Source organism: Nocardia sp. NPDC057272 (assembly GCF_042668615.1).
GTDB lineage: Bacteria > Actinomycetota > Actinomycetes > Mycobacteriales > Mycobacteriaceae > Nocardia.
Genome location: NZ_JBHUYK010000054.1, coordinates 1 through 14,614, shown reverse-complemented (window position 1 = coordinate 14,614; position 14,614 = coordinate 1). Strand labels below are relative to the sequence as shown.

General features: G+C 68.2%; 13 protein-coding genes. 6 read left to right on the top strand and 7 right to left on the bottom strand.

The window, feature by feature from the left end:
• From ACFULV_RS34615 to ACFULV_RS34605, 3 genes are all read right to left on the bottom strand, one after another.
• A partial coding sequence (locus tag ACFULV_RS34615; protein ID WP_378664279.1) for an NCS2 family permease occupies window positions 1-1,076 on the bottom strand: 1,076 nt, incomplete at its 3' end.
• An 83-nt stretch (window positions 1,077-1,159) separates the two neighbouring features.
• A complete protein-coding gene (gene glgP / locus ACFULV_RS34610) occupies window positions 1,160-3,730 on the bottom strand; it encodes an alpha-glucan family phosphorylase (RefSeq protein ID WP_378664276.1) in 2,571 nt (856 codons plus the stop codon).
• A 36-nt stretch (window positions 3,731-3,766) separates the two neighbouring features.
• The gene (locus ACFULV_RS34605; protein ID WP_378664274.1) at window positions 3,767-4,186 is read right to left on the bottom strand and encodes a VOC family protein; all 420 of its coding nucleotides are present in this window, start codon (window positions 4,184-4,186) and stop codon (window positions 3,767-3,769) included.
• A 79-nt stretch (window positions 4,187-4,265) separates the two neighbouring features.
• Here ACFULV_RS34605 and ACFULV_RS34600 point away from each other — a divergent pair, with 79 nt between their 5' ends.
• The 4 genes from ACFULV_RS34600 to glgB all read left to right on the top strand — a co-directional run bounded on the left by ACFULV_RS34600 (window position 4,266) and on the right by glgB (window position 9,772).
• Entirely contained in the window at window positions 4,266-4,856 is a 591-nt protein-coding gene (locus ACFULV_RS34600; protein WP_378638868.1) for a TetR/AcrR family transcriptional regulator, read from the top strand.
• Between the two features lie 51 nt (window positions 4,857-4,907).
• Window positions 4,908-5,552, top strand: a complete 645-nt coding sequence (locus ACFULV_RS34595; RefSeq protein WP_378638865.1) for a LysE family translocator — start codon at window positions 4,908-4,910, stop codon at window positions 5,550-5,552.
• A 63-nt stretch (window positions 5,553-5,615) separates the two neighbouring features.
• On the top strand, window positions 5,616-7,616 hold the full coding sequence (locus ACFULV_RS34590) for a maltotransferase domain-containing protein (RefSeq protein WP_378664271.1): 2,001 nt from the start codon (window positions 5,616-5,618) through the stop codon (window positions 7,614-7,616).
• Window positions 7,616-9,772: a 1,4-alpha-glucan branching protein GlgB gene (gene glgB, locus ACFULV_RS34585; protein ID WP_378664268.1), complete on the top strand. Its 2,157-nt coding sequence runs from the start codon at window positions 7,616-7,618 to the stop codon at window positions 9,770-9,772. Before ACFULV_RS34590 ends, glgB begins: the two co-directional genes overlap by 1 nt.
• Here the strand turns inward: glgB and ACFULV_RS34580 are convergent.
• The 4 genes from ACFULV_RS34580 to ACFULV_RS34565 all read right to left on the bottom strand — a co-directional run bounded on the left by ACFULV_RS34580 (window position 9,769) and on the right by ACFULV_RS34565 (window position 12,877).
• Complete coding sequence (locus tag ACFULV_RS34580; protein ID WP_378638858.1) at window positions 9,769-10,161, bottom strand: nitroreductase/quinone reductase family protein; 393 nt, start codon at window positions 10,159-10,161, stop codon at window positions 9,769-9,771. The genes glgB and ACFULV_RS34580 overlap by 4 nt on opposite strands.
• 126 nt (window positions 10,162-10,287) lie before the next feature.
• The gene (locus ACFULV_RS34575; RefSeq protein ID WP_378639485.1) at window positions 10,288-11,157 is read right to left on the bottom strand and encodes a tetratricopeptide repeat protein; all 870 of its coding nucleotides are present in this window, start codon (window positions 11,155-11,157) and stop codon (window positions 10,288-10,290) included.
• 61 nt (window positions 11,158-11,218) lie between these two features.
• On the bottom strand, window positions 11,219-11,587 hold the full coding sequence (locus ACFULV_RS34570) for a DUF3817 domain-containing protein (protein ID WP_378639475.1): 369 nt from the start codon (window positions 11,585-11,587) through the stop codon (window positions 11,219-11,221).
• Between the two features lie 105 nt (window positions 11,588-11,692).
• Window positions 11,693-12,877 carry an acetyl-CoA C-acetyltransferase gene (locus ACFULV_RS34565; protein WP_378639478.1) on the bottom strand — a complete coding sequence of 395 codons (1,185 nt, stop codon included), beginning with the start codon at window positions 12,875-12,877 and terminating at the stop codon, window positions 11,693-11,695.
• Between the two features lie 130 nt (window positions 12,878-13,007).
• Between ACFULV_RS34565 and mce the strand changes: the two genes are divergently transcribed.
• Together mce and ACFULV_RS34555 are read left to right on the top strand one after the other, a co-directional pair.
• Window positions 13,008-13,469: a methylmalonyl-CoA epimerase gene (mce, locus tag ACFULV_RS34560; RefSeq protein ID WP_266296146.1), complete on the top strand. Its 462-nt coding sequence runs from the start codon at window positions 13,008-13,010 to the stop codon at window positions 13,467-13,469.
• 86 nt (window positions 13,470-13,555) lie between these two features.
• Window positions 13,556-14,551 (top strand): hypothetical protein, encoded by a 996-nt coding sequence (locus ACFULV_RS34555; RefSeq protein ID WP_084473310.1) that lies wholly within the window; start codon window positions 13,556-13,558, stop codon window positions 14,549-14,551.
• Window positions 14,552-14,614: the final 63 nt, after the last annotated feature.

Here is a 14,614-nt window from a genome sequence, read left to right as displayed (position 1 = left end):
ACCGAGAAGATCGGATAGCAGAACATCGCGATCAGGAACCAGCCCGCGGTGGTCACCGCCGTGAGACCCGTTCGGCCACCCGCCGACACACCCGCCGTCGATTCGACATACGCGGTGGTGGTGGAGGTACCGATGATCGCGCCCGCGGTGGTACCGACCGAGTCCGCGGCCATCGCGCTCGCCGCGCGCGGCAGGGTGCCGTCCTTGTTCAGCAGACCGGCCTGGTTGGCGACGCCGATCAGGGTGCCCGAGGCATCGAAGAAATCGACGAACAACATGGTGAGGACCACAACGATCATCTGCCCGGTGAAGGCGTCGGGCAGGTGGATGATCGCCTGCCCGAAGGTCTGATCCAGGCCCTTGGGCATCTCGGCGATGCCGTCCGGCACGCCGACCAGACCGGTGACCATACCCAGGATCGTGGTCGCGACGATGCCGTAGAGCACGGCGCCGTGCCAGCCGATCACCAGGAAGACCACGGTCACGATCAGGCCGAACAGGGCGAGCAGGGTGGTGCCCTCGGTGAAGTCGCCGAGGGTCACCAGCGTCGCGTCACTGTTGACGACGATGCCCGCGTTCTTCAGACCGAGGAACGCCACGAACAAACCGATACCCGCGCCGACCGCGAACTTCATCTGCAGCGGGATCGCGTTGAGAATCCGTTCCCGGACCTTCGTGACCGCCAAGATGAAGAAGATGATGCCCGAGAGCAAGGTGCCCGAGAGCGCTACCTGCCACGGGATACCCATGCTGAGCACCACGGTGTAGGCGAAGAACGCGTTGAGTCCCATGCCCGGCGCGAGTGCGATCGGGTACTTCGCCCAGATGCCCATGACCAGCGTGCCGAAGACGGCGGCGACGGCGGTGGCCGTGAAGACCGCCTGCATCGGAATGCCCTTGTCACCGAGGGCGCCTTCGTCACCGAGGATCGACGGGTTCACCGCCAGCACATACGACATCGCCAGGAACGTGACCGTGCCCGCCATCGCCTCGCGCTTGAAGGTGGACCCACTCGACGAGATACCGAAGTATCCGTCGATGCGCCCTCGGGCACGGGTTAGGACGTCGCTGGCCATGACTCTCCTCAATGATCGACCCAGGAACGGTAGCGGAAAGTTCACTGAATCGAATAACCCGGCGCCCGTGTCACCGTGTACGGTTACGCGCCCGCGACGGCCACCAAGCCCAGTTCCGCGTCGGACGCGAGCAGCGCGTTGTGGGGAAGCACACGGACCGTGTACCCGACAGCACCCGACAGCGGGACCGGAGCCTGAATCGAATACAGCTCGCTGCCCTCGTCGGTGCCGAGGTGGCGCATCTCGATCGTGGTCGTATCGGAGAGGTCGTCGGTCGGCGAGACCCGGCCGAGTACCGCCTGCACCACCACATCCGACGGCGCGAGCCCGCCGAGGTCGATGCGCGCGTGCAGGGACAGCTCCGCGCCGATCACCGGAGTGTCGGGCAGCCCCGAGCTGTCGACCTGCGCGATTCGCACCGACGGCCACGCGGCGTCGACGCGCCTGCGGTACTCGGCGACCTCCGCGGCGCCCGCGAATGTGTCGGCGGCGGCCCGGCCGAACGCGGCGGCCGCGGGCCCGTAGTACTGCTCGGCGTAGTCGCGCACCATCCGCGAGGCCAGGACTTTCGGGCTGGTGGTCTGCAGGGTGTGGCGCACCATCTCGGTCCAGCGGACCGGCACATCGCCCGCGTCGCGGTCGTAGAAGCGCGGCGCCACCGTGCGTTCGACGAGTTCGTAGAGCGCCGAGGCCTCGAGATCGTCGCGGCGGGATTCGTCGCGGACACCGTCGGCGGTGGGGATGGCCCAGCCGTTCTCGCCGTCGAACATCTCGTCCCACCAGCCGTCGCGGATGGACAGGTTGAGGCCGCCGTTGAGCGCGGACTTCATCCCCGAGGTGCCGCACGCCTCGAGCGGGCGTAGCGGATTGTTCAGCCACACATCGCAACCCCAGTACAGGTAGCGGGCCATCGACATGTCGTAGTCGGGCAGGAAGACGATGCGATGCCGCACCTCGGGATCGTCGGCGAACCGCACCACCTGCTGGATCAGCGCCTTGCCGCCGTCGTCGGCGGGGTGGCTCTTGCCCGCCACCACCAGCTGCACCGGACGTTCGGGGTCGAGCAGCAGCGCGCGCAGGCGTTCGGGGTCGCGCAGCATGAGGGTGAGCCGCTTGTAGGTGGGGACGCGGCGGGCGAAACCGATGGTGAGCACGTTCGGATCGAAGACGTCGTCGATCCAGCCGAGTTCGGCGTCGGCGGCGCCGCGCTGTCGCCAGGAATCGCGCAGCCTGCGCCGCACTTCGTCGATCAGGACGCCGCGCAACGTGTTTCGCGTCGACCACAGCTGACCGAGGTCGACGTCGCTGAGCTTCTCCCAGCCCCGCGCCTCCTCGACCAGCTCGGGCCCGACGAGTTCGCGTGCCTTGTCGATCCATTCGCGCGCGGCCCAGGTCGGGGCGTGCACGCCGTTGGTGACCGAGCCGATCGGCACCTCGGCCGCGTCGAATCCGGGCCACAGCGCCGCGAACATCTCCCGGCTGACCTCGCCGTGCAATTTCGATACCCCGTTGGCGCGCTGGGCCATGCGCAGACCCATGTGCGCCATGTTGAACACCGAGGGGTCGCCCTCGCGCCCGAACGCGAGGATCCGGTCCACGGAAAGCCCCGGCAGCAGCACGGATTCGGACTCGCCGTGCGAGCCGCCGAAGTACCTGCGCACCAACGGCATCGGGAAACGGTCGATGCCCGCAGGCACCGGGGTGTGCGTGGTGAAAACGGTTCCCGCCCGCACCGCGGCCAGCGCGGTCTCGAAATCCAGTCCGCCCGCGATGAATTCACGCATGCGCTCGACGCCGAGGAAACCCGCGTGGCCCTCGTTCATGTGGAAGACATCGGGATCGGGCAGGCCGTTGGCGCGGGTGTAGGCGCGCACGGCGCGCACGCCGCCGATACCCGCCAGGATCTCCTGCTTGATGCGGTGGTCCTGGTCGCCGCCGTAGAGCCGGTCGGTGACGGCCCGCAGTTCGGGGTCGTTCTCGGCGATATCGGAATCGAGCAGCAGCAACGGAATCCGCCCCACCTGCGCGATCCACACCCGTGCCCGCAGGACGCGCCCCTCGGACATGCCGACGTGGATGAGCACCGGCGAACCGTCGCTGGTGAGCAGGCGCAGCGGCAGGCCCTGCGGATCGAGCGCCGGATAGTGCTCCATCTGCCAGCCGTCGGCCGACAGCGATTGCCGGAAGTACCCGGAGCGGTACAGCAGCCCCACGCCGATCAGCGGCAGCCCGAGATCCGAGGCGGCCTTGAGATGATCACCGGCGAGGATGCCGAGGCCGCCGGAGTAGTTCGGCAGCACCTCGGTGACGCCGAACTCCATCGAGAAATAGGCGATCCCGGCGATGTCGGTGCCGGTCTGCTCCTGGAACCAGCGCGGCCGCGTCAGGTAGTCCGCCAGACCCGCGGCGGCCGCGTCGACGCGCGCGATGTAGGCCGGGTCGGCGGCGAGCTCGTCGAGCCGCTCGGCAGGGACCTCACCCAGCATCCGTACCGGGTCCTGACCGACGGTTCGCCACAACTCGGGGTCGAGCTCGGCGAACAGATCCTGCGTCGGGCCGTGCCACGACCACCGCAGGTTGGTCGACAACTCACCCAGCGCGGCGAGCCGCTCCGGCAAATGGGCACGGACAGTGAACCGACGAAGTGCCTTCACCCCGGAAGAATAAACGATCGCGCCCGCACTGGGGGTCTAGGTGAATTGGGCAGCGAACTCGGGGCTCGGCGGGACCTCGGTGATCACGTCGATCAGGACGCCGGCGGGGTCGGCGACGATGAAGTGGCGCTGGCCGAAGTCTTCGGTGCGCAGGTCGAGCTCGGCGCGCAGGCCGCCGGTTTTCACGAGCCGGTCCCACTCGGCGTCGACATCGTCGACCTCGAAGTTCAGCACCACACCCTGGACGGGTTTTCCGAAGCCCGCCGGAATCGTGGGGTGGGTGGGGTCGAGCAGAGCCAGTTCGTAGGTCGGCTCGTCGCCGGCACCCGGCCGCCGCAGGCTGACGTACCAGTCCGCCTCGAAGACGATCTCGAAGCCGAACCAGGCCGTGTAGAAGTCGCGCGATTCCGCGATCCGGGTGGTGGCGAGAACGGGGTAGTAGCTGCTGATTTTCATGGCGTCACCTTTCACATACCGTTGGTATGTGTCGTACCGTAGTTCACATACCAGCGGTAGGTCAATGGGAGGACGGCCGATGACATCGACAGCACGGACGCGGCAACGCGAGGAGACGCGGCGCATCCTGCTGCACGAGACCAGGGCGCTGTTCGCCGCGAAAGGCTATGCCGCAGTGGGTCTGTCGGAGATCGTGACGTCCGCCGGGGTCACCAAGGGCGCGCTGTACCACCACTTCGACAGCAAGGCCGACCTGTTCCGCGCGGTCCTCACGCAGGTGCAGGAGGAGGTGGGCGCGCAGGTGGCCGCTGCCGCGGACACCGAGTCCGACCCCTGGACGCAGCTCACCACCGGCTGCGCCGCGTTCCTGCGAGCCTGCGCCGACCCCCGTGTCCAGCGCATCCTGCTGATCGACGGCCCCGCCGTCCTCGGCTGGCACGAATGGCGGGCCATGGACGAAGCCAACTCGGCCCGCCACCTCGACGAGGCCCTGCAAACCCTCGTCGATGCCGGTGTCCTTCCTCCACAACCGATCGCCCCACTGACCCAACTGCTCTCCGGCGCGATGAACGAAGCCGCGCTGTGGCTGGCCACCACCACCGACCCCGACGCGCTGACCGGCACCATCGCCGCCCTCGACCGCCTCCTCGCGGGGCTGCGCATCACCTGACCCAAAGAAATCGGTTCGCCATCCCCCGGCGCTCCGTGTCACCATGCACCGATGCCGCACTGGGTCGATGTCCTGCCCGAATTTCTGGTCGCCGCCATCATCTTGGCCGCGCTTCCCGGACCCGCGACGGCGCTGTTCCTGCAGCGATCGGTGCGTGACGGGCGGTCCGCCGGTCTGGCCGCGGTGGTGGGCAACGAGATCGGCATTCTCGGCTGGACGCTCGCGGGCGGCACCGGGTTGTCGATCCTGCTGGCGGCCAACCGCTGGCTCAACACCACCATGCACGTCGTGGGTGCCGCGGTGCTGATCTGGCTCGGCGTGCAGTCGTGGCGCCATGCCCGCGGCCACCACGACGAGTTCGGCGCCGCGCTCACCGCGAAACTGCCCGGCGGCAACACTCCCGCCGCTGCCTTCCGCGCCTCACTGATCTCGATCGCCGCCAACCCGAAGGCCGCCGTCTTCGGCATGACGATCCTGCCCCAGTTCCTCCCGGACGAAGGGCCCGTCATCCCCACCCTGCTCATCCTCGCCACCATCCAGGTCGTCGTCGACGGCGCCTGGTGCGTAGCAGTGGTGCTGGCCGCCGACCGAGCGGGCGCCTGGCTGCGCCGCGCGACAATCCGCCAACGGATGGAACGAACCCTCGCCGCCATCCTGGTCGCCCTCGGCCTCGGCCTGGCCGCGGATACCCGCTGAACACCGCGTCCTTCCCCGGCCGCCGACGCTCCCCACCCAGCGAAAATGCAGTAAGTTAGCCGAGTGACCGGCCGGATTGCCATCGATGACATCGCCCCGTCCATTCCCGGCGGCCGCCCGGCCAAAGCCGCAGTCGGCGAGGTGTTCCCTGTCCGCGCCGTCGTCTGGCGCGAGGGTCACGATGCGGTAGCCGCCACCCTGGCGGTCCGCGCTCCCGGCTCCTCCCGGATCACCCGTGTCCGGATGACGCCCGACTACCAACCCGACGTGTTCAACGGCCTCTTCACCCCCCACCTCCCCGGTGTGTGGACCTACCGCGTCGAAGGCTGGAGCGACCCCATCGCCACCTGGCGAAGCGCGGTCGAGGCGAAGTTGTCGGTCGGCCAGTCTGCCGCCGACCTCGCCAACGACCTCGAGATCGGCGCCGTCCTGTTCGAACGCGCCGCCCAAGCTGTCCCGAAGAAGCAGTTCGAACGCCTGCGCGCCGCCGCCACCGCCCTGCGCGGTGACGAACAACTCCCGGCCCGGGTCGCGCCCGCGTTCTCCGAGGAGGTCGCCGAGATCCTGCGCGCCACCCCGCTGCGCGAGATGGTCACCCGCGGCACCCAGTTCTCGGTCCTGGTCGAACGCCGCCGCGCCCTGGTCGGCTCCTGGTACGAGTTCTTCCCGCGCTCCACCGGTGGTCGCGACGCCGACGGCGCCCCGATCCACGGCACCTTCGCCACGGCGGCCCGCGAACTCCCCCGCATCGCCGGCATGGGGTTCGATGTCGTCTACCTCCCGCCGATCCACCCGGTCGGCGAGGTGAATCGCAAGGGCCGCAACAACAGTCTCACCACCGAACCCGGCGACGTGGGCTCACCCTGGGCCATCGGCTCGGCGGACGGCGGACACGATGCCGTGCACCCGCTGCTGGGCACCGAGCGCGACTTCACCGAATTCGTCTCCGAGGCAACCGCTCTCGGCCTGGACGTCGCCATCGACCTGGCCCTGCAATGTGCCCCCGACCACCCGTGGGTCGCCGCCCACCCGGAGTGGTTCACCACCCTGCCCGACGGCACCATCGCCTATGCCGAGAACCCACCGAAGAAGTACCAGGACATCTACCCGGTCAACTTCGACAACGATCCCGACGGTCTCTACGCCGAGATCCTGCGGGTGGTCCGGCACTGGATCTCCTTGGGCGTCACCATCTTCCGCGTGGACAACCCGCACACCAAGCCCGCCGATTTCTGGGAATGGCTGATCACCGAACTGCGCCGCACCGACCCCGAGGTGATCTTCCTGTCCGAAGCGTTCACCCGTCCGGCCCGCCTCTACGGCCTGGCCCGCCGCGGCTTCAGCCAGTCGTACACGTATTTCACCTGGCGCGTGCACAAGTGGGAACTCACCGAGTTCGGCTACGAGATCGCCGCCAAGGCCGACGAGGCCAGGCCCAACCTGTTCGTGAACACCCCCGACATCCTGCACGAGAGCCTCCAGTACGGCGGCCCCGGCATGTTCGCCATCCGCGCCGCCCTCGCCGCCACCCTGTCCCCTACCTGGGGCGTGTACTCCGGTTTCGAGCTGTTCGAACACGAAGCGGTCCGCGAGGGCAGCGAGGAGTACCTCGATTCGGAGAAGTACGAACTGCGTCCCCGCGATTTCGCCGGCGCCCTCGAACGCGGTGAATCGCTGGAACCGTGGCTCACCCGCCTGAACGAGATCCGCCGCAATCACCCGGCGCTGCAGCAGTTGCGCTGCATCCACTTCCATCACGTCGACAACGACGCGCTGATCGCCTACTCCAAGGTCGACCCGGCCACCGGCGACGCGGTGCTGGTCATCGTGAATCTGAACCCCTATGCCGCCGAGCAGGGCCACATTTCACTCGATCTCCCCGCCATCGGCCGCGAATGGCACGACCACCCGGTGGTCTTCGACGAGGTGAGCGGCGAGGAATACCACTGGGGCCAGCAGAATTTCGTGCGCCTCGACCCCACGCGTGCGGTCGCGCACATCCTGTCACTGCCCGCAGTCCCGGCCGCGGCCCGCGCACCGCTGGCCTACCGCGAGACACTGTGATGAAGCGCCGCGATCTCCTGCTGCTGGCCGCGGGCACCCATCCCGACCCGCACACCGTCCTCGGCGCGCACGCCCACGCCGACGGCACCGCGGTCCGTGTCCTGCGCCCCCACGCCGACACTGTGACGGTTCTCGTCGGGGAGTCCGAACATCGGCTGAAGTCGCTGGGTCACGGCATCTTCGACGCGATCCTGCCGTATCCACAGATCGACGACTACCGGATCCGCGCCGAGTACCCCGGCGGCCAGACCGTGATCTCGGCCGACGGCTACCGCTTCCTGCCCACCGTCGGCGAGCTCGACCTGCACCTCATCGGCGAAGGCAGGCACACCCGCCTCTGGGAGGTTCTCGGCGCCCATCCGCGCCACTACACCACCCTCGACGGCGACGTCGACGGCACCTCCTTCGCGGTGTGGGCCCCGAATGCCCGCGGCGTCACCGTCTTCGGTGATTTCGATCACTGGAGCGGCACCTCGGCCCCGATGCGCGCGCTGGGCAATTCCGGTGTGTGGGAGGTGTTCGTGCCCGGCGTCGGGCCGGGCACACGGTACAAGTACCGGATCCACGGCGCCGACGGCCGAGTCGTGGATCACGCCGACCCCCTTGCCTTTTCGACCGAGATACCGCCCGCCACCGCCTCGGTGGTGTCCCGCACCGACCACGTGTGGACCGACAGCGCCTGGCTCGACCGACGCGCAAGAACCGACGCGGTCCGCTCCCCCATGAGCGCCTACGAAATCCACCTCGGTTCCTGGCGACCCGGCCTCGACTACCGCGAATTGGCCCACCAGCTGGCCGATTACGTCCGCGCGACCGGATTCACCCACGTGGAGCTGCTGCCGGTCGCCGAGCACCCCTTCGGCGGCTCGTGGGGATACCAGGTCACCTCGTACTACGCCCCGACCTCACGTTTCGGCAGTCCCGACGACTTCCGCTACTTCGTCGACCACCTCCACAACGCGGGCATCGGCGTGCTGCTCGACTGGGTCCCCGCGCACTTCCCCCGCGACGAATGGGCACTCGCCCGTTTCGACGGCACCCCACTCTACGAACACCCCGACCCGCGCCGCGGCGAGCAACTCGACTGGGGCACCTACGTTTTCGACTTCGGGCGCAACGAGGTCCGCAACTTCCTGGTCGCCAACGCGGCCTTCTGGATCTCCGAATTCCACATCGACGGCCTGCGCGTCGACGCCGTCGCCTCGATGCTGTACCTGGACTACTCCCGACCCGACGGCGGCTGGGAGCCCAACATCTATGGCGGCCGGGAGAATCTGGAAGCGGTCGACTTCCTGCAGGAACTCAACGACACCGTGCACGGCGCCCATCCCGGCGTGGTCACCATCGCCGAGGAGTCGACCACCTGGCCCGGCGTCACCCGCGGCACCGACGTCGGCGGCCTCGGCTTCACCATGAAGTGGAACATGGGCTGGATGCACGACACCCTCGGCTACCTGGGTCGCGACCCGATCCACCGCTCCTGGCACCACAACGAGATGACGTTCTCGCTGGTCTACGCGTGGAGTGAGAACTACGTCCTGCCGATCAGCCACGACGAGGTCGTGCACGGCAAAGGCACCCTGTGGACCCGCATGCCCGGCGACGACTTCGCCAAGGCGAGCGGCGTGCGCGCCCTGCTCGCCTACATGTGGGCCCACCCCGGCAAGCAACTGCTGTTCATGGGCCAGGAATACGGCCAGTTCCGCGAATGGGACAACGACCGCGGCCTGGACTGGCAGGAACTGAAAAACCCACTCCACCAGGGCATTTCGACAATGGTCGCCGACCTCAATCGCACCTACACCGCCCACCCCGCGCTGTGGACCCAGGACGCCACCCCCGGCGGCCACTCCTGGATCGAAGCCGACGACAGCACCGCCAACGTCTTCGCCTTCCTCCGCTGGGGCACCGACGGCAGCGCGGTGGCGGCCGTCTTCAACTTCTCTGGTTCGATCCGCGAGAACTACCGCATCGGCCTGCCCCACCCCGGCGCCTGGCACGAAATCCTCAACACCGACGCCCACGAATACGCGGGCTCCGGCATCGGCAACCTCGGCATCGTCACCGCCGTCGACACCCCCAGCCACGGTCACCCCGCCTCGGCCACCGTCACCATGGCGCCCCACAGCGCCCTCTGGCTGTCCTGGACGGTCTAACGATCCAGGTCGACCCGAATTGTCAGCAGATCGGTACCGAACGCCCGCACCGCGGTGCTGTTGTAGCGCGGCAGCTGCCGCAGTCTGGCTCGCGCGTCGTCCTCGGGCAGCAGCACGGCGGTTCCCGCGTACCAGCGTCCGCCCAGGCGCACCCTGACCTTGTTGTCGGCTTTGATGTTGCGCACATACTGCGAGCGATCCCCGAACTCGGAGACCAGCCAGAACTCGTCGCCGACGCGGCGACCACCGATCGGCGTGACCCGCGGCTGCCCACTCACCCGCCCGACCGTCTCGAGCAACTGCTGACCAGGCAGTCTGCCCAGTATCGGATTCAGTCGCCGCTGCAACGCGGTGACAATCCGATGCTGAATATCGTTCTTGGACGCCATATTTCGACCGTAGCACCGCTCATGCGCAGCGAAGCCGCCCCGGCGGTGTTCGGCCGGGGCGGCTTCGAAGCGATATGAGCACGGCAGTCCGTCGACGGTGAACCGATCGGAACTGGGCGGTGGGTGTCAGTACAGGGCGGCGGCGAGCTTGCGGCGGGCCGCGATCACGAAGGGCTCGGCGGGGTCGAACAGCTCGAACAGTTCGAGCAGGCGAGTGCGCGCCTTGGTGCGGTCGTCGCCCGCGGTGCGCTTGACGATCGCGATGATCCGTTCGAAGGCCGCCTCGGGGCGCTGTTCGAACATTTCGACGTCGGCGGCGTCGAGGGCGGCATCCAGGTTCGCCGGGTCGGCGTCGGCGGTGGCCACCACCGCCGGATCGAGCTGCTGGGCCCTGGTCAGGAAGCGCAGCTGGCGCAGGGCCGCCTTGGCTTCCTCGTTGCCGGGTTCCTCGGCGATGATCGCCTCGTAGGCCGCCTCGGCGCCGGCGAAGTCACCTTCGGACAGCTTGTCCTCGGCGTCGACGAAGCGCGGATCCTCGACCTCTGGTTCGGCGGGGGCCGCGTCGGGGTCGCCCTCGAGCTTGCCCGCGGTCGCGTCCATCACCGCGTCGAGCCACTGGCGTACCTGCGGGTCCGGCTGCGCGCCTTCGAAGTCGGCCAGCGGCTGCCCGCCCGCCACCGCGATCACCGTCGGAATGCCCTGCACACGCAGCGCCTGGACGATGTTCATATTGGGTTCGGCCTCGATCACGGCCAGATCCCAGGCGCCGCGGTCTTCGGCGTTGAACCGTTCGAGCGTACGAACCAGCTCGACGCTGCCCGCGCTGCGCTGCGAGAACAGCGCGACCACCACGGGCACCTGCGTCGAGCGCCGGATCACCTTGGCTTCGAAATCCGCCTCGGTGACCGTGTGGTTCCCCGAGGCCGGAGCAGCAGCGGCACCGCCGGGCGCGGCGGGCGGCTGCTTCAGCGCGGACAGATCCACCGCGCCGGACATGGCGGCGGCAGCGGCGGGCGAAGGACGGCGGGCAGCGGGTCGAGTCACGGTTTCCAGTTTGTCACGAAGCCGTCGGCGCGGCAGCCGCGGAGCCCTTGCTCGCGTCGGCGCTCAGCTCGCCCAGCTGACCGGTGCGCACTGCCCAGACCTCGAAGATCACGGTGAACAGCGGCGGAATGCTCGACGCCAGCGCCAGCACCGTGGTCTTCCAGTTCCAGTTCAGCTCACGCGAGGCCAGCAGCGCGGAGAGCACGAACAGCACAAAGATCCCGCCGTGGACCGGACCGAAGATCTTCACGCCGATCTCGTTGCCCTCCGCGGGCAGGTACTTGAACGCCATACCGGTCAGCAGACCGATCCAGGACAGCGCCTCGAGCACCGCGAAGAACCGGAACCGGCTGGCCGTTGACCGCAAATCGAAGAAACCCATGCCCACTATTGTGCCGCATGATCTACGACACCACGTAGTTGGACCGGTCACAACAAAAGCCCCGGTACTCGCGCGGAGTACCAGGGCTTTCGTGGTCGAACAGGATCAGGCGGGAACGCGGATGATCAGCGCGTCGCCCTGGCCGCCACCGCCACACAGCGCGGCGGCACCGACGCCACCACCGCGACGCTTCAGCTCCAGCGCCAGGTGCAGCAGGATGCGCGCGCCCGACATGCCGAGCGGGTGCCCGATGGCGATGGCGCCACCGTTGACGTTGACCTTCTCCGGGTCGTAGCCCAGCTTGCGGGTCGAGGACACCCCGACGGCCGCGAACGCCTCGTTGATCTCGATCAGGTCCAGCTCGGCGGGCGTGATGCCCTCCTTCGCGCACGCGGCGAGGATGGCGTTGGCGGGCTGGTCCTGCAGGGTCGAGTCCGGCCCGGCGACCTGGCCCGCGGCGCCGATCTCGGCGATCCACTCCAGGCCCAGCTCCTCGGCCTTGGTCTTGCTCATCACGATCACCGCGGCCGCGCCGTCGGAGATCTGCGAGGCGGTGCCCGCCGTGACGGTGCCGTCCTTGCGGAAGGCCGGGCGCAGCTTGCCCAGCGATTCGACGGTGGTGTCGGCGCGAATGCCCTCGTCCTCGGTCACGTAGACCGGGTCACCCTTGCGCTGCGGCACGGCGACCGGCACGACCTCGTCCTCGAACAGCCCGTTCTTCCACGCGGCAGCGGCGCGCTGGTGCGAGGCCGCGGCCAGCGCGTCCTGCTCCTCGCGGCTCACCTTGTCCAGGTCGTTGCGATCCTCGGTGAGCAGGCCCATGGCCTGGTCGGTGATCACGTCGTGCAGGCCGTCGTAGGCCATATGGTCGACGAGGGTGGTGTCGCCGTACTTGAAGCCCTCGCGGCTCTTCGGCAGCAGGTGCGGAGTCTGGCTCATCGACTCCATACCGCCGGCCACCACGATCTCGTGCTCACCCGCGCGGATCAGCTGGTCGGCCAGCGCGATCGCGTTGATGCCCGACAGACAGACCTTGTTGATCAGGATCGACGGCACATCCATCGGGATGCCCGCGGCGATGGCGGCCTGGCGCGCGGGCAGCTGCCCCGCGCCCGCCTGCAGCACCTGGCCGAGGATCACGTAGTCGACCTGCTCGGGCGCGACGCCGCCCTTCTCGAGCGCGGCCTTGATCGCGACACCGGCCAGATCCGAGGCCTTGAAGCCCTTCAGACCGCCCAGCAGCCGACCGACCGGGGTACGCGCACCGGACACGATGACAGAAGTGGTCACGAAAGCCTCGCATTCATTGAGTCGATCCTCGCGGACGCACACAGCAGCACCGCACGCGTACAGGAGTTGGACTCCACGGTAACCGGTATCGGCCCGCGCCCGGCACGCAGGTCCGCGCTAGCTTCGTGGGGTGACCAATGAGAACTTCATCCCCGCCGACTACGTCATCGCCGTCGACCACGTGGGCATCGCCGTGCCCGACCTGGACACCGCGGTGGCCTGGTACACCGACAACCTCGGCATGGTCGAGACCCACCGCGAGGTGAACGAGGCCCAGGGCGTCGTCGAGGCCATGCTGTCGTGCCCCGCCGCCGCCGACCGCGCGACCGCCCTGCAGTTGCTGGCCCCGCTCACCCCGGAGTCGACCATCGCCAAGTTCATCGACCGCAGCGGCCCCGGACTGCAGCAGCTGGCCTACCGGGTCACCGATATCGAAGCCGTTTCGGGTTTCCTGCGCGGGCGCGGCGTGCGTTTGCTGTACGAAGCCCCACGTCACGGGACCGCCGATTCCCGCATCAATTTCATCCATCCGAAGGATGCTGGCGGTGTGCTGGTCGAGCTCGTGGAGCCGAACCCGGATGTTACGCACTAGTACGCCGGTACTGTCGGTAAATCTCGGCGAGATCACAATCACGGTCGAGTCTCCATAGGCTCGCTCGAGGCTGTATTTTGTGTGCCATGTCGTCACCTGAGTCCGATCGCAATCGCTTCGTTGCACTGCCCTTCACCGTTGTGCGCAAGGGTTATGCGCAAGACGAGGTGCGCAACTACTTCGACCGCTTCGACGCTGAGCTCCGCGTCACCGCCACCGACCGGGACGCTGCCGCAGCGCAGGCCCGCAATCTCGCCAGCCAGCTGGAAGATGCGCGTGACGAGATCGACGAGCTCCGCAAGGAGGTCGACCGGCTTTCCGTGCCGCCGACCACCGCCGAAGGCATGTCCGACCGTATCTCGCGCATGCTGCGCCTGGCCTCGGACGAAGCGTCCGAGGTCCGCGCGCTGGCGCAGGCCGAAGCCGCCGAGATGGTGTCGATCGCCGAGCAGCAGGCCACCGAGATGCGTGGCAAGTACGAGTCGCTGCTCGCGGAGACCAAGGAGAAGCGCGAGGCGCTCGAGATCGAGTTCGAGCAGACCCTCGCGAACGCGCGCACCGAGTCGGCCAAGATCATCGAAGCCGCCCAAGCCGATGTCGAACGTCTGGGCAAGGAGGCCGAAGCCAAGCGCAAGGCCACCCAGCAGGACTTCGAAGCCACCATGAACGATCGGCGTACCAAGCTGACCCGGGCCATGGAGGAGCTCGAGGCCACCAGTCGCGCCGAAGCCGCCCAGCGGATCAAGGACGCGACCGACGAGTCGAACCGCCTGATCAGCTCCGCCACCCAGACCTCCGAGCGCAAGATCGCGCACGCGAAGGAACTGGCCGAGGAGATGCGCGTGCTGCGCGGCCGGGTGCTCGCCCAGCTGCTCGGTATCCGCGGTCAGCTCGATTCCGTGCCCGCCATGCTCGCCGCGGTCAACCGCGAGAGCGAACTGCTCGACGGCACGCCTGAGCGCAAGTCGATCAGCAACAACGGCAACAAGTCGGTGTCGAGCTCGCGTCAGAACAAGGCCATCCCCGAGGTCGCCGACGAGGACATCGTCGATGAGGACCGCGAGAGCGCCGACGTCAACTAACCAGCTGTCGGACTCGTCACGACATTCACCCGGAAAACCGAAGGCCGCCTCGAATCATCGAGG

Bases quoted from the DNA above. Each gene is read 5' to 3' on its own strand.
- ACFULV_RS34605 (WP_378664274.1), bottom strand. From the start codon at position 4,186: ATGAAAATCAGCAGCTACTACCCCGTTCTCGCCACCACCCGGATCGCG.
- ACFULV_RS34600 (WP_378638868.1), top strand. From the start codon at position 4,266: ATGACATCGACAGCACGGACGCGGCAACGCGAGGAGACGCGGCGCATC.
- ACFULV_RS34595 (WP_378638865.1), top strand. From the start codon at position 4,908: ATGCCGCACTGGGTCGATGTCCTGCCCGAATTTCTGGTCGCCGCCATC.
- glgB (WP_378664268.1), top strand. From the start codon at position 7,616: ATGAAGCGCCGCGATCTCCTGCTGCTGGCCGCGGGCACCCATCCCGAC.
- ACFULV_RS34580 (WP_378638858.1), bottom strand. From the start codon at position 10,161: ATGGCGTCCAAGAACGATATTCAGCATCGGATTGTCACCGCGTTGCAG.
- ACFULV_RS34575 (WP_378639485.1), bottom strand. From the start codon at position 11,157: ATGTCCGGCGCGGTGGATCTGTCCGCGCTGAAGCAGCCGCCCGCCGCG.
- ACFULV_RS34570 (WP_378639475.1), bottom strand. From the start codon at position 11,587: ATGGGTTTCTTCGATTTGCGGTCAACGGCCAGCCGGTTCCGGTTCTTC.
- ACFULV_RS34555 (WP_084473310.1), top strand. From the start codon at position 13,556: ATGTCGTCACCTGAGTCCGATCGCAATCGCTTCGTTGCACTGCCCTTC.